The sequence below is a fragment of the Tepidiphilus olei genome (genome assembly GCF_006980705.1).
In the GTDB taxonomy this organism is placed as follows: domain Bacteria; phylum Pseudomonadota; class Gammaproteobacteria; order Burkholderiales; family Rhodocyclaceae; genus Tepidiphilus; species Tepidiphilus olei.
On record NZ_SBHO01000003.1, the window covers coordinates 103,651 to 120,536 of the forward strand.

General features: G+C 64.6%; 23 protein-coding genes. 18 read left to right on the forward strand and 5 right to left on the reverse strand.

The window, feature by feature from the left end:
- Positions 1 to 20: 20 nt before the first annotated feature.
- The 11 genes from mlaD to EPD80_RS05320 are packed head-to-tail and all read left to right on the forward strand — an operon-like array spanning position 21 to position 7,697.
- Positions 21 to 491 carry an outer membrane lipid asymmetry maintenance protein MlaD gene (mlaD, locus tag EPD80_RS05270; protein ID WP_142810045.1) on the forward strand — a complete coding sequence of 157 codons (471 nt, stop codon included), beginning with the start codon at positions 21 to 23 and terminating at the stop codon, positions 489 to 491.
- Complete coding sequence (locus tag EPD80_RS05275; RefSeq protein WP_142810048.1) at positions 488 to 1,249, forward strand: MlaA family lipoprotein; 762 nt, start codon at positions 488 to 490, stop codon at positions 1,247 to 1,249. The genes mlaD and EPD80_RS05275 overlap by 4 nt, the downstream gene beginning before the upstream one ends.
- A gap of 27 nt (positions 1,250 to 1,276) precedes the next feature.
- The gene (locus tag EPD80_RS05280; protein WP_221928862.1) at positions 1,277 to 1,936 is read left to right on the forward strand and encodes an MlaC/ttg2D family ABC transporter substrate-binding protein; all 660 of its coding nucleotides are present in this window, start codon (positions 1,277 to 1,279) and stop codon (positions 1,934 to 1,936) included.
- A complete protein-coding gene (locus EPD80_RS05285) occupies positions 1,933 to 2,250 on the forward strand; it encodes an STAS domain-containing protein (protein WP_206673186.1) in 318 nt (105 codons plus the stop codon). Before EPD80_RS05280 ends, EPD80_RS05285 begins: the two co-directional genes overlap by 4 nt.
- Complete coding sequence (locus EPD80_RS05290) at positions 2,247 to 3,140, forward strand: ABC transporter ATP-binding protein (RefSeq protein ID WP_142810051.1); 894 nt, start codon at positions 2,247 to 2,249, stop codon at positions 3,138 to 3,140. The genes EPD80_RS05285 and EPD80_RS05290 overlap by 4 nt, the downstream gene beginning before the upstream one ends.
- A complete protein-coding gene (locus EPD80_RS05295; RefSeq protein WP_142804897.1) occupies positions 3,133 to 3,903 on the forward strand; it encodes an ABC transporter permease in 771 nt (256 codons plus the stop codon). The genes EPD80_RS05290 and EPD80_RS05295 overlap by 8 nt, the downstream gene beginning before the upstream one ends.
- 16 nt (positions 3,904 to 3,919) lie before the next feature.
- Positions 3,920 to 4,189, forward strand: a complete 270-nt coding sequence (locus EPD80_RS05300; RefSeq protein WP_142804898.1) for a BolA family protein — start codon at positions 3,920 to 3,922, stop codon at positions 4,187 to 4,189.
- 2 nt (positions 4,190 to 4,191) lie between these two features.
- Positions 4,192 to 5,442: a UDP-N-acetylglucosamine 1-carboxyvinyltransferase gene (gene murA / locus EPD80_RS05305; RefSeq protein WP_142810054.1), complete on the forward strand. Its 1,251-nt coding sequence runs from the start codon at positions 4,192 to 4,194 to the stop codon at positions 5,440 to 5,442.
- Between the two features lie 9 nt (positions 5,443 to 5,451).
- Entirely contained in the window at positions 5,452 to 6,108 is a 657-nt protein-coding gene (gene hisG, locus EPD80_RS05310; RefSeq protein WP_142804900.1) for an ATP phosphoribosyltransferase, read from the forward strand.
- Positions 6,089 to 7,417, forward strand: a complete 1,329-nt coding sequence (gene hisD, locus EPD80_RS05315) for a histidinol dehydrogenase (protein ID WP_221928863.1) — start codon at positions 6,089 to 6,091, stop codon at positions 7,415 to 7,417. The genes hisG and hisD overlap by 20 nt, the downstream gene beginning before the upstream one ends.
- A 28-nt stretch (positions 7,418 to 7,445) precedes the next feature.
- The gene (locus tag EPD80_RS05320; RefSeq protein WP_142804901.1) at positions 7,446 to 7,697 is read left to right on the forward strand and encodes a type II toxin-antitoxin system HicB family antitoxin; all 252 of its coding nucleotides are present in this window, start codon (positions 7,446 to 7,448) and stop codon (positions 7,695 to 7,697) included.
- Between the two features lie 58 nt (positions 7,698 to 7,755).
- Here the strand turns inward: EPD80_RS05320 and merR are convergent, their stop codons facing one another.
- Positions 7,756 to 8,190, reverse strand: coding sequence for an Hg(II)-responsive transcriptional regulator (merR, locus tag EPD80_RS05325; protein ID WP_142804902.1), 435 nt, complete (start codon positions 8,188 to 8,190; stop codon positions 7,756 to 7,758).
- 71 nt (positions 8,191 to 8,261) lie between these two features.
- On the opposite strand from merR, the gene merT reads away from it, so the two are divergent.
- The 6 genes from merT (at position 8,262) to merE (ending at position 11,966) form a co-directional block, all read left to right on the forward strand.
- A complete protein-coding gene (gene merT / locus EPD80_RS05330) occupies positions 8,262 to 8,612 on the forward strand; it encodes a mercuric ion transporter MerT (RefSeq protein ID WP_142804903.1) in 351 nt (116 codons plus the stop codon).
- Positions 8,613 to 8,625: 13 nt separating this feature from the next.
- Entirely contained in the window at positions 8,626 to 8,904 is a 279-nt protein-coding gene (gene merP, locus EPD80_RS05335; RefSeq protein WP_022579741.1) for a mercury resistance system periplasmic binding protein MerP, read from the forward strand.
- A 10-nt stretch (positions 8,905 to 8,914) separates the two neighbouring features.
- Positions 8,915 to 10,603 (forward strand): mercury(II) reductase, encoded by a 1,689-nt coding sequence (gene merA / locus EPD80_RS05340; protein WP_142804904.1) that lies wholly within the window; start codon positions 8,915 to 8,917, stop codon positions 10,601 to 10,603.
- A gap of 14 nt (positions 10,604 to 10,617) precedes the next feature.
- Positions 10,618 to 11,256, forward strand: coding sequence for an organomercurial lyase MerB (gene merB, locus EPD80_RS05345; protein ID WP_000761850.1), 639 nt, complete (start codon positions 10,618 to 10,620; stop codon positions 11,254 to 11,256).
- A gap of 111 nt (positions 11,257 to 11,367) precedes the next feature.
- Positions 11,368 to 11,733, forward strand: a complete 366-nt coding sequence (gene merD, locus EPD80_RS05350) for a mercury resistance co-regulator MerD (protein WP_000995361.1) — start codon at positions 11,368 to 11,370, stop codon at positions 11,731 to 11,733.
- A complete protein-coding gene (gene merE, locus EPD80_RS05355; RefSeq protein ID WP_011405613.1) occupies positions 11,730 to 11,966 on the forward strand; it encodes a broad-spectrum mercury transporter MerE in 237 nt (78 codons plus the stop codon). Before merD ends, merE begins: the two co-directional genes overlap by 4 nt.
- A gap of 52 nt (positions 11,967 to 12,018) precedes the next feature.
- Here merE and EPD80_RS05360 read toward each other — a convergent pair whose 3' ends face one another.
- The 4 genes from EPD80_RS05360 to EPD80_RS05375 are packed head-to-tail and all read right to left on the reverse strand — an operon-like array spanning position 12,019 to position 16,498.
- Complete coding sequence (locus EPD80_RS05360) at positions 12,019 to 12,633, reverse strand: recombinase family protein (protein ID WP_011405614.1); 615 nt, start codon at positions 12,631 to 12,633, stop codon at positions 12,019 to 12,021.
- A 60-nt stretch (positions 12,634 to 12,693) separates the two neighbouring features.
- Positions 12,694 to 13,911, reverse strand: coding sequence for a TniQ family protein (locus tag EPD80_RS05365; RefSeq protein ID WP_003465063.1), 1,218 nt, complete (start codon positions 13,909 to 13,911; stop codon positions 12,694 to 12,696).
- Entirely contained in the window at positions 13,908 to 14,816 is a 909-nt protein-coding gene (locus EPD80_RS05370) for a TniB family NTP-binding protein (RefSeq protein ID WP_003465065.1), read from the reverse strand. The genes EPD80_RS05365 and EPD80_RS05370 overlap by 4 nt, the downstream gene beginning before the upstream one ends.
- A gap of 2 nt (positions 14,817 to 14,818) precedes the next feature.
- On the reverse strand, positions 14,819 to 16,498 hold the full coding sequence (locus tag EPD80_RS05375) for a Mu transposase C-terminal domain-containing protein (RefSeq protein WP_003465068.1): 1,680 nt from the start codon (positions 16,496 to 16,498) through the stop codon (positions 14,819 to 14,821).
- A gap of 155 nt (positions 16,499 to 16,653) precedes the next feature.
- On the opposite strand from EPD80_RS05375, the gene EPD80_RS05385 reads away from it, so the two are divergent.
- Positions 16,654 to 16,875, forward strand: a complete 222-nt coding sequence (locus EPD80_RS05385; protein WP_055422556.1) for a type II toxin-antitoxin system HicA family toxin — start codon at positions 16,654 to 16,656, stop codon at positions 16,873 to 16,875.
- The last annotated feature ends 11 nt before the right edge of the window (positions 16,876 to 16,886 follow it).

Sequence of the window (16,886 nt, forward strand, 5' to 3'; positions counted from 1 at the left end):
TTATTTTCCCGGGAGTGGCGATGAATCGTGCGATGCTGGATCTGTGGGTCGGCGCCTTCGTGGCGCTGGGGTTCGCGGCGTTGATGTTTTTGGCGATGCAAGTGGCCGATGTCTCTTCCGAAGGAACGCGAGGCGCCACCATCACCCTCTATGCTCGTTTCGACGATATCGGCGGGCTCAAGGTCAAGGCGCCGGTCAAGAGCGCCGGAGTGGTGGTGGGGCGGGTCACTGCGATTCGTTTCGATCCCAACGTGTACCAAGCGGAGGTGGAAATGAGGGTTTCCGCCGCCTATCCTTTTCCCAAGGATACGATCGCTGCCATCTTGACCTCCGGTCTCTTGGGTGAGCAGTATATCGGTCTGGCAGCCGGCGCCGACGTCGAAATGCTCGAAGACGGAGATCGCATCCAGATGACGCAGTCGGCGCTCGTATTGGAGAAGCTGATCGGTCAATTCCTGTTCAACCAGGCAGCCGATGGCGGCGGCAAATGAGCATGAAGGGGAGCGAAGTGTACAAGTACAAGAAAACGATCGCGGTGCTGGCTACCGGCATGGTTTTATCGGGTTGTGCGACCAGCCAACCCTCCCACCCCAAGGATCCATTCGAAGGGTTCAACCGGGCGATGTTCCAGATCAACGACGCCCTCGATACGGTCGTCTTGCGCCCGGCGGCGGTGGTCTACGACAACGTCTTGCCTTCCCCGGCGAAAACGGGGGTGAGCAACTTTTTCAGCAATCTGGGGGACTTGAGAAATGCAGCCAACAATTTGCTGCAAGGCAAGGTCGAGGCGGCATTCGGTGATCTCTTCCGTTTCGCGCTGAACTCGACCTGGGGCTTGCTCGGGGTGCTCGACATCGCCTCCGAGGCCGGCATCCCCAAACATAACGAAGATTTCGGCCAGACCCTCGCCGTGTGGGGGGTGGGCGATGGCCCTTACTTGGTGCTGCCGCTCCTGGGTGGGCGCAACATACGCGATACCGCCGCGTTGCCGGTCGATTACTACAGTCATCCGACGACCTACGTCGAGGGCGATGCGGCCAAGTATTCCTTCAAGGCGGCCGAGATCGTGGTCAAGCGGGCCGAGTTGTTGCCGGCCGATCGGGCCATCGAAGGACGGATGATCGACAAGTACGCCTATATGCGAGACGCCTACTTCCAGAGGCGTAACTACTTGATCCACGATGGAAATCCTCCGATCGAGTACGAAGATTTCAATGGCAATGGAATTGATGGCGACTCGGGTCGCTAGAACGTGAGGAAGGACGTGAGGACGAACATGATGCATCGATCGATGGTATGGCGCTGGCTGGGAATCGTGCTTCTGCCGATATTGATCTTCGGTTGGGGGACGGCCGTGCGTGCCGAACCCAAGGCGCCCGACGTGCTGGTCAAGGAGATCGCCGACGAGGTCATCGAACGGCTCAAACAGAAGCCGATCCAGTCCGATGAGGACATGAACGAATGGCTCGTCTACGTCGAAGAGCGGGTGCTCCCCCATTTCAACTTCGAGCGGATGACGATGCTGGCCGTGGGTCCGGCCTGGCGGCAGGCCACGCCCGAGCAGCGCAAACGTCTCACCGAGGAATTCAAGACCCTGTTGGTACGAACCTACGCCTCCGCGTTGCGTGAATACCGCAACGAAAAGCTCGAATTCAGACCCTTGCGCATGGCCCCGGGTGACAAGACCGTGCGAGTTTCCTCCTATTTCATCCGCCCTGGCGGGGAGCCGATCTCCGTCGACTACATGATGGAATTGAGAGGAGACTCTTGGAAGGTATTCGACGTGGTGGTGGCCGGCGTGAGCTTGGTGACGAGCTATCGCAGCACTTTCGGCCAGGAGATTCAAGCCAAAGGGATCGATGGGCTGATCCAGATGCTCGCACAGAAGAACGCTCGCGGCGAGACTTTGCCGGCCGACGCGGCGACGCAGGGATGAGCAAAACGATGTCCGATACGGGGCCGATGATGCGTGTTTCGCTCGAAGGGCACATCGATCTGCGCAGCGTCACCGGTTTTCTCGATCGTTGGCCGGAGGGGGTCCAGGCCGGCTCGCACGTCCTCGTCGATGCGGGGGGGGTGAGCGCGTGCGATTCTTCCTTCGTGGCGCTGTTGATCGAATGGCTGCGCCGGGCGCGGCGTGCCGGCGCCACGCTCGAGATCACGCGACTGCCGCAACAGGCCCTGGCGCTCGCCCAGCTCTACGGGGTCGACGCCTTCTTGCCCCTGACGCCGGAACCGGCCAAGACATGACCGCTGCCATCGCCTTGCAAGGCGCCGTCAAGCGTTTCGGCGACTTCACGGCGCTCGCCGGCGTAGACCTCAGCATCGAGCGTGGCGAATTTTTCGGCCTGCTGGGGCCCAACGGGGCGGGCAAGACCACCCTCATCTCGCTCTTGGCCGGCCTGGCACGGCCGAGCGCGGGCAGTGTGCGCGTCATGGGATTCGATGTCGTGCGCGACTACCGCCAGGCGCGCCGCGCCATCGGCGTGGTGCCGCAGGAGCTCGTCTTCGATCCCTTCTTTACGGTGCGCGAGATCCTGCGCATCCAATCCGGCTATTTTGGGCTCACCCGCAACGAAGCCTGGATCGAAGAACTGCTGCACGGCCTGGGGTTGGCCGACAAGGCCGAGGCCAACATGCGCACCCTCTCGGGCGGGATGAAACGTCGCGTTTTGGTGGCACAAGCCCTGGTGCATCGTCCCCCGGTGATCGTGCTCGACGAGCCCACCGCGGGCGTAGACGTCGAACTGCGCCACGGTCTGTGGCAATTCATCCAGAAACTCAACGATCAGGGACACACGATCCTCCTCACCACCCATTATCTCGAAGAGGCCGAGTCGCTGTGCCACCGCATTGCCATGCTCAAGGCCGGCCGGATCGTGGCGCTCGACACCACCGAGCGGCTGCTCGCGCGATTCCATGCCCATGAACTGGAAGTGCGGCTCGATCGCCCCGAAGTGACCCTCACCCTGGGTGGCGTGGCGGGCGAGGATGGCTGGGTGCGTATCCCCTTCGAGCGTTATGCCGACATCGAGCTCATCCTGCGTCGTCTGCGCGAAGCGGGTGCCGAGGTGCGCGAGCTGCGCGTGGGTGAGCCGGATCTGGAGCGTGTCTTCGTCGAGGTGATGCGAAGTGCCTGAATGCTTCGGTGCGGGCTTCCGCACGCTCTTCTACAAGGAAGTGATGCGGTTCTGGAAAGTGGCGTTCCAGACGGTGGCCGCGCCCATCCTCAATGCGCTGCTCTTTCTGCTCATCTTCTCCAACGTGCTCGACCGGCACGTGACGACCTATGGAGAGGTGCCTTATACCGCCTTCCTCATCCCGGGGTTGGCGATCATGTCGGTGCTGCAAAATGCCTTCGCCAATTCCAGCTCTTCGCTCATCCAGAGCAAGGTGACTGGCAACATCGTCTTCGTGCTGCTGCCCCCTTTGTCGCATCTGGAATTTTTCTGGGGCTACGCGCTCGCTTGCGTGGTGCGGGGGCTCGCCGTGGGCTTGGGGGTGATCCTGGTGGGGCTCGTCTTCGTCGATCTGCCGCTCGCCGCGCCGCTATGGGCGCTCGCGTTTGCCGTGATCGGTTCGCTGCTATTGGGTGCACTAGGGATCGTCGCCGGCATCTGGGCGGATAAGTTCGACCAACTCGCCGCCTTTCAGAACTTTCTCGTCATGCCACTCACCATGCTCTCTGGGGTGTTCTATTCGATCGCGTCGCTTCCCCCTTTCTGGCAGAAAGTGTCGCATCTCAACCCGTTCTTCTTCGTGATCGACGGCTTTCGCTATGGTTTTTTCGGTCAGGCGGACACCAACCCGTGGGTGAGTCTGGGGGTGTCGCTCGCTGCCACGGTCGCGGTGGTGACGCTCACGCTCACCCTGCTCGCCCGCGGCTACAAACTACGTCAGTGAGGTTGTGGAGTCTCTCATGTACGATCCCAAAGCGATCGAAGCGGCCATCGCGGCCCATCTTCCCTGTCTGCACGTCCAGGTCGAGGGTGAGGACGGCGTGCACTTCACCGGCTTGGTAGTGAGTGAAGCCTTTCGCGGCAAGCGCAAAGTGCAGCAGCACCAAATGGTCTATCGGGCCTTGGGGCCGGCGATGGGCACGGAAATCCATGCCCTTGCGCTGACGACCCTCACGCCCGAGGAGTGGGAAAATCTGCGCGCCGAGCTCGAGTCGCGCGGAAGGGGTTGAGGGTGGACAAACTCGCCATCGTCGGCGGTGTGCGGCTCGCCGGTGAGATCCCCGTCTCCGGGGCGAAGAACGCGGCATTGCCCATCTTGTGCGCGGCGCTGCTGACCGAGGAGCCGCTCGAGGTCGAGAACGTGCCGCACCTGCGCGACGTCGATACGCTGCTCGCCCTGCTGGCCCGCATGGGTGTGGCGATCGAGCGCGAGGGTCCGACCGTGCGGCTGCAGGCGAAGCGCATCGTCTCTCCCGAAGCGCCCTACGAACTCGTGAAGACGATGCGCGCCTCCATCCTCGTGCTGGGCCCGCTCGTGGCGCGCTGTCACGAGGCCGTGGTGAGCCTTCCCGGCGGCTGTGCCATCGGCGCGCGCCCGGTCGACCAGCACATCAAGGGATTGCAGGCGCTGGGCGCCACGGTACGCGTCGAACACGGCTACATCCACGCCACCACGCCGGGGCTGCGCGGGGCGCGGCTCGTGCCGGATCTGGTCACCGTCACCGGCACCGAGAACTTGCTCATGGCCGCTTGCCTCGCCGAAGGGACGACGGTCATCGAAAACGCTGCGCGTGAACCGGAAGTGAGCGATCTCGCCCGCTGCCTGGTGGCCATGGGTGCGGACATCGACGGCATCGGCACCGACACCTTGCGCGTGCGCGGCGTGTCGCGGCTGCACGGCGCCCGTTACCGCGTCATGCCCGATCGCATCGAGACCGGGACCTATCTGTGCGCCGCAGCCATTACGGGTGGGGGAATCCGGCTCACCCGAGCCGACCCTGGTTCGCTCGAAGCCGTGCTCGCCAAGCTCGCCGAGGCGGGGTGCCGCATCGAGACCGGCCCCGACTGGGTCGTGCTGCAGGCACCGGCGAGGCTGCGCGCCGTGGACGTGCGCACCGCCCCGTATCCGGGCTTTCCCACCGACATGCAGGCGCAGTTCATGGCGCTCGATACGGTGGCCGAGGGCAGCGGGGTCATCCGCGAGACCATTTTCGAGAACCGCTTCATGCACGCCGTCGAGCTGCAGCGGCTCGGAGCCGACATCCGCATCGACGGCAACACCGCCGTGGTCACCGGCGTGGCGCGGCTCGACGGGGCCGCCGTCATGGCTACCGACCTGAGGGCATCCGCCGGGCTGGTCGTGGCCGCGCTCAAGGCCGAGGGCGAGACGATCATCGAGCGCATCTATCATCTCGATCGCGGCTACGAACGGATCGAGGAAAAGCTGGGGGCCCTGGGCGCCCAGGTGCGCCGCATCCGGTAGAATCGAGGCATGGAACGGATCACGCTCGCGCTCTCCAAGGGGCGCATCTTCACCGAGACGCTGCCGCTGCTCGCGGCGGCCGGCATCGTGCCGCAAGATGACCCTGAAACCTCGCGCCGGCTCATCCTCGAGACCAATCGCCCCGAGGTGCGGCTGCTGATCGTGCGCGCCACCGACGTGCCCACCTACGTCCAGTATGGGGCGGCGGACCTGGGCATCGCCGGACGGGACGTGCTGCTCGAACACGGCGGGCAGGGGCTGTATCAGCCGCTCGACCTGCGCATCGCCCGCTGCCGGCTGTGCGTGGCCGTGCCCGAGGGGTTCGACTATGCCGCGGCGGTGCGGCTCGGCAGCCGCATCCGCGTGGCGACCAAGTACCTCAAGACCGCCAAGGCGCATTTCGCCGCCAAGGGGGTGCACGTCGATCTCATCAAGCTCTACGGCTCGATGGAACTCGCGCCCTTGGTCGGGCTGGCCGACGCCATCGTCGATCTCGTTTCTTCGGGCAACACGCTGCGGGCCAATCGCCTGGTCGAGGTCGAGGAAATCATGCCCATTTCCAGTCGTCTGATCGTCAACCAGGCCGCCTTGAAACTGAAGCACGCCTTGGTACAACCGGTCATCGACACCTTCGCGGAGACGCTCCATGACCAGCCAGATGCCTGATTCGTCCGCCGCGCGCATCCGCCGGCTGGACGTGCGCGATCCCGAGTTCTTCGCCCGGCTCGATGCGCTGCTCGCCTTCGAGGCGCAGACGGATGAGGCCGTCGCTCGTGCCGTCGACGAGATCCTGCGCGCGGTGCGCACCACGGGCGATACGGCGGTACTCGAGTATACCCGCCGCTTCGATGGCCTGACCGTGACCCACATGGCCGAGCTGGAACTGCCCAAGTCGGCGCTCGCCGAGGCCTTCGCCGCGCTGCCCGCCGAGCAGAAAGACGCCCTGGTGCGTGCCGCCGAGCGCATCGAAACCTTCCACGAGCGGCAAAAGCTCGAAGGCTGGGTGATCGAGGAAGCGGACGGCACGCGCCTGGGGCAGAAAGTGACGCCGCTCGATCGCGTCGGCCTCTACGTGCCTGGTGGCCGCGCCGCCTATCCCAGCTCGGTGCTGATGAATGCCATCCCGGCCAAAGTGGCCGGCGTGGGCGAGCTCATCATGACCGTGCCCACGCCGCGCGGCGAGAAGAATCCCCTGGTGCTCGCCGCGGCGCACCTCACCGGGGTCGATCGCGTCTTCACCATCGGCGGAGCGCAGGCGGTCGGGGCGCTCGCCTATGGAACCCAGACGATTCCTCAAGTCGACAAGATCGTCGGCCCCGGCAACGCCTACGTGGCCGAAGCCAAGCGGCGCGTCTTCGGCGTGGTGGGCATCGACATGGTGGCGGGGCCCTCCGAAGTCCTGATCCTGTCGGACGGTTCGGGCGATCCCGCCTGGGTGGCGATGGATCTCTTCGCCCAGGCCGAGCACGACGAACTCGCCCAGGCGATCCTGGTGAGCACGCAGGCGGATTTTCTCGAGGCGGTGGCCGAGGCCATCGAGCGGTTGCTGCCGACGATGCCGCGCCGCGAAGTGATCGCCGCTTCGCTCGCCCATCGCGGGGCGCTCATCCGGGTGGATGATCTGGAGCAGGCGGTGGCGATCGCCAACCGCATCGCGCCCGAACACCTCGAACTCGCCCTCGAAGATCCGGAACCCTGGGCCGACAAGATTCGCCATGCCGGGGCAATCTTCCTCGGTCACTGGTCGGTAGAGGCGATCGGCGACTACTGCGCTGGGCCCAACCACGTGCTGCCGACGATGCGCAGCGCCCGTTTTTCCTCGCCGCTGGGGGTCTACGATTTCCAAAAGCGCACGAGCCTGGTTGCCGTGTCGCGCGCCGGTGCGCAAAAGCTCGCGCCCATCGCCGCCACGCTTGCCCAAGGCGAAGGGCTCATGGCGCACGCGCGTTCGGCGCAGATGCGCATTTTGCCTTGATGGCGTGAGAACCGATGAGGAAGGATCGATGGAACTATCCGCTGTTTTGACTCCGGCGCCGGAAGGGGGCTATGTGGCATTCAACCCCGAAACCGGCACGACGACGCAGGGCGAAACCATCGAAGAGGCTTTGGCCAACTTGCGTGAGGCGACGGCGCTCTACCTGGAGGAATTTCCCCTGGCCGTTGCCGGGCGGCCATTGCTGACGACGTTCGACGTGTGTCACTTTCAGAAGGCGACAGCACGAAATATCAAAAGTCGACCGCACGGTCTTTTCTGACGTTGGAGTCGCCTCAGAAAACGGAAAATAAAGCACGCTAAGGCGTAGTTCCCTCGGGCTACACCGCGTCCGCACTGCGCGGTTCTTTCTTCCCTTGCAGTGACGCAATCAGCGGGCAGGAAACGTTCCCCTTCCGCGCATGGCAGGCGCACACCAAATCAGACAGCACGGCCTCCATGCGCGCCAGGTCAGCCATCCTCTCGCGCACGTCCTTGAGCTTGTGCTCGGCCAGGCTGCTGGCTTCCTCGCAATGGGTGCCATCCTCCAGTTTCAGGAGCTGGCCGACCTCATCCAGGCTGAAACCCAGGCGCTGGGCGGACTTCACGAACTTCACCCGCGCCACGTCCGCCAGACCATAGCGGCGGATGCTCCCGTAGGGCCGCTCCGGCTGGGGCAGTAGGCCCTTGAGCTGATAGAAGCGGATCGTCTCCACGTTCACCCCGGCGGCCTTGGCGAAGGCCCCGATGGTCAGATTCTCTTGAGCGTTCTCCATGGTGCTTGACTCCGTAGTTGACTACGGAAGTAATGTTACAGCATCAAGCGAAGTCCCGGAAGGAGAACCTTATGTCGGAACTCAAGAACGGCCGCGGCGCACTGGCGACCGGCGGCATCGCGGCCGTCCTCGCCTCGGCCTGTTGCCTCGGCCCCCTCGTCCTGGTCGCGCTCGGCTTCTCGGGCGCGTGGATCGGCAACCTGACCGTGCTGGAGCCGTACCGGCCGATCTTCATCGGCGCGGCACTCGTCGCGCTGTTCTTCGCCTGGCGCAGCATCTTCCGACCGGCCCATGCCTGCAAGCCGGGCGACGTCTGCGCCGTGCCCCAAGTGCGGACGGCCTACAAGGTGATTTTCTGGGTCGTGGCCGCCCTGGTTCTGGTTGCCCTCGCTTTCCCCTACATCCTGCCGCTGTTCTATTGAAAGGAGAATTGCCATGAAGAAACTCGCCACCCTGATCGCCCTGGCCGCCGCCCTGAGCACGCCCGCCTGGGCCGCCACCAAGACCGTTACCCTGTCGGTGCCCGGCATGACCTGCGCCGCGTGCCCGATCACAGTAAAGAAGGCACTCACCAAGGTGGACGGCGTGCAAAAGGCCGAGGTCAGTTACGAGAAGCGGGAAGCCGTCGTCACCTTCGACGACGCGAAGACCAATGCCGACGCCTTGACCAAGGCCACCGCAAACGCGGGCTACCCCTCCAGCGTCAAGCAGTGAGGGCACTGTCATGGCCGAAGCGATCACCCTTCACATCGAAGGCATGACCTGCACGTCGTGCGCCGAGCACGTCCAGCAGGCCCTGAAAAACGTGCCCGGCGTGCGCTCGGCCTCGGTGTCCTATGCGCAGCGGCAGGCCGAAATCGAGGCGGACGCGGGCGTGAACTTGCCCCCTCTGGTAGCCGCAGTGGCCGCGCTCGGCTACCGCGCACGGCTCGCCGACACGCCGAACAAGCCTACCGGCCTGTTGGATAAGGCTCTGGGCTGGCTCGGTGGCGACACGAAGCATGAAGGCGGCGAGCCGGCGCTGCACGTGGCCGTGATCGGCAGCGGCGGCGCGGCGATGGCGGCGGCCTTGAAGGCCGTGGAGCTTGGGGCGCGCGTGACGCTCATCGAGCGCGGAACCATCGGTGGCACCTGCGTCAATGTCGGCTGCGTGCCGTCCAAGATCATGATCCGCGCCGCCCACATCGCCCATCTGCGCCGGGAAAGCCCGTTCGATGGCGGTATTGCGGCAACTGTGCCTACGATTGACCGCAGTAAGCTGCTGGCCCAGCAGCAGGCCCGCGTCGACGAACTGCGCCACGCCAAGTACGAAGGCATCCTGGCGAGCACCCCGGCCATTACCGTGCTGCGCGGCGAGGCCCGGTTCAAGGACGCGCGCACGCTGACCGTGGCGACCGCTGGCGGCGGCACCCACGAAGTGAACTTCGACCGCTGCCTGATTGCGACCGGGGCGAGTCCGGCCATCCCGCCGATCCCCGGCTTGAAGGACACGCCCTACTGGACTTCCACCGAGGCGCTGGCAAGCGACACCATCCCCGAGCGGCTGGCCGTCATCGGCTCGTCGGTGGTGGCGGTGGAGTTGGCGCAGGCCTTCGCGCGCCTGGGCAGCCAGGTCAAGATCCTGGCGCGCAGCACGCTGTTCTTCCGCGAAGACCCGGCCATTGGCGAGGCTGTCACGGCCGCGTTCCGCGCCGAGGGCATCGAGGTGCTGGATCACACCCAGGCAAGCCACGTTGCCTACGCGGACGGGGAATTCGTGCTCACCACGGGGCACGGCGAGCTACGCGCCGACAAGCTACTGATCGCTACCGGGCGCGCGCCGAACACGCGCAGCCTGAACCTTGAAGCGGCAGGCGTCGAAGTCAATGCGCAGGGAGCCATCGTCATCGACCGCGCCATGCGCACGAGCGCACCGCACATCTATGCGGCCGGCGATTGCACCGACCAGCCGCAATTCGTCTATGTGGCGGCGGCGGCCGGCACCCGCGCCGCGATCAACATGACCGGCGGCGACGCGGCGCTGGACCTGACGGCGATGCCGGCGGTGGTGTTCACCGATCCGCAGGTGGCGACCGTGGGCTACAGCGAGGCGGAAGCGCACCACGACGGCATCGAGACCGACAGCCGGCTGCTGACGCTCGACAACGTGCCGAGGGCGCTCGCCAACTTCGACACGCGCGGCTTCATCAAGCTGGTGGCGGAAGCTGGCTCAGGGCGGCTGATCGGCGTACAGGCGGTCGCGCCGGAAGCGGGCGAACTGATCCAGACGGCCGCGCTGGCGATCCGCCACCGGATGACCGTGCAGGAGCTGGCCGACCAGTTGTTCCCCTACCTGACCATGGTCGAGGGACTGAAGCTCGCGGCGCAGACCTTCACCAAGGATGTCAAACAATTGTCCTGCTGCGCAGGATGAAAGGAGATGGAACCATGAAGCTCGCCCCATATATTTTAGAACGTCTCACTTCGGTCAATCGTACCAATGGTACTGCGGATCTCTTGGTCCCGCTACTGCGGGAACTCGCCAAGGGGCGTCCGGTTTCACGAACGACACTTGCCGGGATTCTCGACTGGCCCGCTGAGCGAGTGGCCGCCGTACTCGAACAGGCCACCAGTACCGAATATGACAAAGATGGGAACATCATCGGCTACGGCCTCACCTTGCGCGAGACTTCGTATGTCTTTGAAATTGACGACCGCCGTCTGTATGCCTGGTGCGCGCTGGACACCTTGATATTTCCGGCGCTGATCGGCCGTACAGCTCGCGTCTCATCGCATTGCGCTGCAACCGGAGCACCCGTTTCACTCACGGTTTCACCCAGCGAGATACAGGCTGTCGAACCTGCCGGCATGGCGGTGTCCTTGGTATTGCCGCAGGAAGCAGCCGACGTTCGTCAGTCCTTCTGTTGCCATGTACATTTCTTTGCATCTGTCCCGACGGCGGAAGACTGGGCCTCCAAGCATCAAGGATTGGAAGGATTGGCGATCGTCAGTGTCCACGAGGCTTTCGGCTTGGGCCAGGAGTTTAATCGACATCTGTTGCAGACCATGTCATCTAGGACACCGTGATCGGATATCGACCCAATGTTCTACGGCACCGGCATCGGATTCGCAGCGCGCGGATTGAACTCGGCGAAACGGTATATGCATTGCCGTGAACCGACCAAAAGGAGGTGTTCGATGAACGCCTACACGGTGTCCCGGCTGGCCCTTGATGCCGGGGTGAGCGTGCATATCGTGCGCGACTACCTGCTGCGCGGATTGCTGCGGCCAGTCGCCTGCACCACGGGTGGCTACGGCCTGTTCGATGACGCCGCCTTGCAGCGACTGTGCTTCGTGCGGGCCGCCTTCGAGGCGGGCATCGGCCTCGGCGCATTGGCGCGGCTGTGCCGGGCGCTGGATGCGGCGAACTGCGATGAAACTGCCGCGCAGCTTGCTGTGCTGCGTCAGTTCGTCGAACGCCGGCGCGAAGCGTTGGCCAATCTGGAAGTGCAGTTGGCCGCCATGCCGACCGCGCCGGCACAGCATGCGGAGAGTTTGCCATGAACAGCCCCGAGCGCATGCCGGCCGAGACGCACAAACCGATCACCGGCTACCTGTGGGGCGCGCTGGCCGTGCTCACCTGTCCCTGCCATTTGCCGATTCTCGCCATTGTGCTGGCCGGCACGACGGCCGGCGCGTTCATCGGAGAGTACTGGGGTATCGCAGCCCTCACGCTGACCGGTTTGTTCGTCCTGTCTGTGACACGACTGCTGCGGGCCTTCAAAGATCGATCATGAGCGCTTCCCATTGAGACAAACCACGCTGTCGCTACGTTGCCTCATGCCGGCATCAAATTCGGCTGAGTAGCTTCTCGCCATCTGGACGTAGCTCACCCTTGGGTGAAACATGCCGATACAGGGTCTGCCGCGTGACGCCAAGTTCCTGGCACAGGTCGCCGACCTTGGTCTCTGGCTGACCCATTGCCGCCATCGCCAGCCGCAGCTTGGCGGCGGTCATCTTGAACGGCCGGCCGCCTTTCCGGCCGCGTGCCCGTGCTGAGGCCAGGCCCGCCACGGTGCGCTCGGCGATCAACTCGCGCTCGAACTCGGCCAGCGCGGCGAAGATACCGAAGACCAGCTTGCCGGCGGCGGTCGTGGTGTCAATGGCCGCGCCGTGCCCGGTCAGCACCTTGAGGCCGATGCCGCGTCCGGTCAGGTCATGGACGGTATTGATCAGATGGCGCAGGTCGCGCCCGAGCCGATCCAGTTTCCAAACGACCAACGTGTCGCCTGGCCGTAGTGCCTTCAGACAGCTCGCCAGACCGGGACGATCCTCGCGTTTTCCGGACGCTTGGTCTTCATAGAGATGCGCCGGATCAACACCGGCCGCGACCAGCGCATCGCGCTGCAAGTCCGTCGCCTGGGAGCCATCCGCCTTCGATACTCGCATGTAGCCAATCAGCATCTTGTACCTGTCACATATACGTTCGATTATGTGACAGTGTGAGCCAGAAAGTTCTCGCCGTCAAAAACTGTCACTTAACCCGTCATTTAGTCTAAGACCTGCAAACGGCCATTCAGGCTCGTAATGTGACAAAAACTCCGGCGGGATGCCCTCCTTGGTGAACGTGGCGCGCAAACGTTCCAGGGATTCGGGGTCGCGTCGCCCGTAGGACGCCAGTGTGAACAGCAAGCGGGCCGTCTCCGGGTTGTGTCGCGCTTCAATGATGGCCTCATCGATGGCCTGGGCTGCTCGTTGCCAGTGGTTGATGGGTTCCGGCTTCGGCACCTTCGCCGGCAGGCCGTTGGTGAAACCAGTGTGCGGCTCCGTCTGAAACAGCGCGGCCTGTTCCCCGCGCGGGATCAGCGCCTTTGACTCGATCAGCGTGATGGCGGTGGCCGCCGCCTCCAGCATCTGCCACTGCACCGCCGGGGCCAGAATCTCGTAGGGACGCCACAGACTCTGCCCGGCGCGCAGCGGATGGCCGCAGCGCTCCCAGACATGGCGGATGCTCGCCGAGCAACTGCCGCAGTGCGAGAGCGGCGTGTTCAGCTCATCAAGCAGGGTGCGCAGCAGCCGGAACCACAAGCCGGCGTGGACACGCCGACGCGGCAGCTCCACAAAACCCGTCGTCAGCGCCTGCCAGGTGCGCCGGTCCATGCAGGCGATTGCGTCATCGGCAGGGCGCGGCGCAGCATCGGCGATTTCCCACTGAAGATACCGGCCGGGCATGCCCCAGTAGGACTCCAGCCAGCAGCCATGCTGCGGGCAGCTCAGCATCAAGGGGAGCTGCCAGACGAGTAGCACAGCTTGATTCGTTGGATCGTTCAGACACTGCGGACACGCCCGGCGAATCGTCTGGCTCGGTAGCCAGGCACGCCAGCGAGTGATGGACCGCACCTTGCGGGTGCGCTTGGGCAGGAGCACCGCGCATTGGAATGTATAGGTTTCCAAGGCTGCTGGTACCGAATCGTCGAGACTGTCGAGCAGCCACGGCACCCAGCCTGCAAGACTCATGCTGCGCAACCGCTCCAGCTCGACGCCACTGCGCTGGCAGAGCGCCGTCAGCAACGACAAGGATGGTGCGGTATCCAGGTCATCAAGTTGGCTGTGACCAAGATCGTGGGCCAGCAGCTCGTGCACGTCCATCTGGTAGCAGGCGGCGACCCGGTTGAGCCATGAGGACAGGGCTTCGCCTTCCTTGGGTGCCGGATGCAGCGGCCAGCGCGGCGCGGACTTCACATCAGTTCCCGCTCGAACTGTCGCCGCCGCTCACTGGGGCCGATGTAGTCGGCCATGCTGAGCGTGCGGTGGTTGATCGCTTCCTCGCCACTCTCCACGGCGGCGACGGCCGCCGCCACCAGCAGATGTGCAAGCTCGCCGATGGTGCCTTCGCTCCGGGTGAGCAGGTAGCGGGCCATGTCCAGCGTGGCAATCGGGGATGGCCGCCGTAGCGGGAGTGACGCCGCGAAGCTGGCCAGCAGCGAGCAGCAGTCCTCATTGGCCTCCCACGGCGGCAGCAGCATCGGCTCGAAGCGGTTTTCCAACTGATCGTCCGAACGGATGGCCAGGTACGCCTCGCGGGTGCCGACCCCGACCAGGGGGATACGCAGCTCGTTGCCGAGGAAGCGCAGCAGGTTGAGGAACTCGCGCCGGTTAACGCTGTTGCCAGCCAGTACATTGTGCAGTTCGTCGATCACCAGCATGCGCACGCCGACCTTGCGCAGCAGGGCCAGCGCCAGTTGCTCCATTTCCGGCAGCCGTGGGCGCGGGCGCAGCGGCGCGCCCATCGCAGCCAGCAGCGCGACATAGAAGCGGATCACCGATGGCTCTGACGGCATCTGCACGACCAGCACCGGGATATGTTCTTGGTCAGCGTCGGTGCCGACCGGGTGCGCCCGCCGGAATTTCTCGACGATCATCGACTTGCCGTTGTTGGTGGGGCCGACCAGCAGCAGGTTTGGCATGCGTTGCTTGTTCGGCCACGCATACAGAGTTTCCAGCCGGTTCAGCGCCTCGACCGCGCGCGGGTAGCCGATCCAGCGGTCGGCGCGAATGCGCTGGATGCGCTCGTCTGCCGGCAGCCTGGCCAAACCCTGTGCCGCTGGCAGCAGGTGGGACAGGTCAATGACGGGATATTCGTCCACGGCTACCACTCCTCGATCTGATCGAACGGTTTGGCCGGCGGCAGGTTGTCTGCCTGCGGGTCAGCCATGTCCACATCCGGCGGTATGGGCTTGGCCGGTGGCTCCGACGTCTTGAGGTGCTGGCGGCGATCAGCGTCGCGCCGCGCCTTGCGCGTGGCCTTCTGGGCGGTGGTCACGATCTCGCGCATCTGCCCGATCATGCGGAACAGCGCCGACTCGTCCACCTGCTCGCGCCCGAGCTGACGCAATTTGGCCAGCGCCTGGCGTTGTTCCCAGAGGGTGACGGCCGGATGGGACAAGGTGCGGTAGTGGATCTCCAGATAGTGCTGACCTTCCGGTTCCAGTACCCAGATGCGGCTGATGTCGCGCGGATCGCGCCGGATCAGGAAGGCGGGCAAGCGCTCGCGCCGGGCAATCCACGGCTTGAGGGCGTCGGCGTAGTAGTGGATGTGGTCGATGACAAAGCCGGTGCGGGTCAGGGTGCGGCGGATCACCGGCAGGAAATCGACCAAAAACGCGGTGGGGCGGGTAACGACGGCCGGGACGCCAACGCGCTCCACGGCCTCGGCCCAGCGCGCGGCCGGCGGCTGGAGCAGGCCGTTGTGCACGGAGCCGTGATAGGTGCCTACCGCCAACGCGAGCCAGCGCTCCAGCTCGCGCAGCGTCAGGGTGGCCATCTTCTCGGAATCGTACTCGCCGCGCTGGCCGGGATTGGAGAAGGTCGTCCCCGGTAATTCGTCGTGGATCATCTGCATCGCCGTGCCGATGATCCGTTCCACGATGCCGCCGTAGTGCGGCTGGCCTGGTGGGCGATAGTCCAGCCGGATGCCATGCTGTTCGCAGCCACGGCGCAGCGCTTCGCTTTTGAACTCGGCCGCGTTGTCCAGATAGAGCAGCCTGGGCTTGCCGCTCATCGGCCAGTCCATTTCCACATTCAGCCCTTCCAGCCAGGGCCGCTTGTCGCAGGCGGCATGCGCGAGGCATAGGCCGACCGAGACGGCGGACGGCGCTTCCAGCGTGACCACCATGCCGAGTACGCAGCGCGTGAACACGTCGATGGCGAGGGTCAAATATGGGCGGCCAATCGGTTGCCGGTCGCGCTCGTCGACCACGATCAGGTCGATGACGGTGTGGTCGATCTGCACCTGTTCCAGCGGCATGGTGACTTCGGGCGGAATGCCACCCGCGCCTTGCAAGGGACGGGCAGCGTCCTGCCCGCCCCGGCTGCGGGCTATTTTCGCCGGGTGTAGTCCGGCAATCCGCTGGGCCACGGTGTTGCGCGCCGGCACCGGCAGCTTCTGGGTTTTGCACGCCTGCGCGACTTCGCGGTGGAACGCCGCCAGGCTGCGTTTCTGCTTGGTCAGGAAGCGCTTTTGCAGCAGCTCGCGGATGATGCGCTCGACCGGTTCCGGCAAGCGCCCCTTGCCTTTGCCGCCGCCGGATCGGCCGGGCGTCAGGTCTGTTACCAGGCCAGTACCCTGCCGGGCGCGACGGATCAGGACATATACCTGTCGCCGGGACAGGCCCAGCGCTTGGGCTGCCTCATCGGCGGCTTCATGCCCGACCACCTCAAGCGCTGCCAGTGGCCCGATGATTTCCGTCCGGTGCCGGGCTTGCGCCCATGCCTCGTCGGGCAGGGTGGCCACGCCTTGCGCGGCAATCGGTGGAGTGTCTGATGTCATGCCCAAACCTCGCTTTGGTGCACACGAGTATTGAGCATAGTCGAGATTGGTGCAGACGACTCCTGATATTGGGCTGTCAGGAGCCGTATGCACACCAGGCGTTACATCCAGTCAGATGGTGCGGTCGTCTTCTGAAAACGACAACGTGCCCGAACATGCCTAAATTGCCGGTCGTATCCGGGGCCGAAGTCGTGCGCGCTTTGGAGCGGCTCGGGTTCGTGATCGTGCGTCAGCGAGGCAGTCATCTCGTGATGCGTCGCGGCTCGGCAGGATGCGTCGTGCCGAATCACCGTGAGCTGAAAGTTGGCACTTTGGTCGGCGTGCTCAAGCAGGCTGGCGTTTCCATCGAGGCGTTTCTCGAGGCGCTTCATGCCTGATGCTTGACATG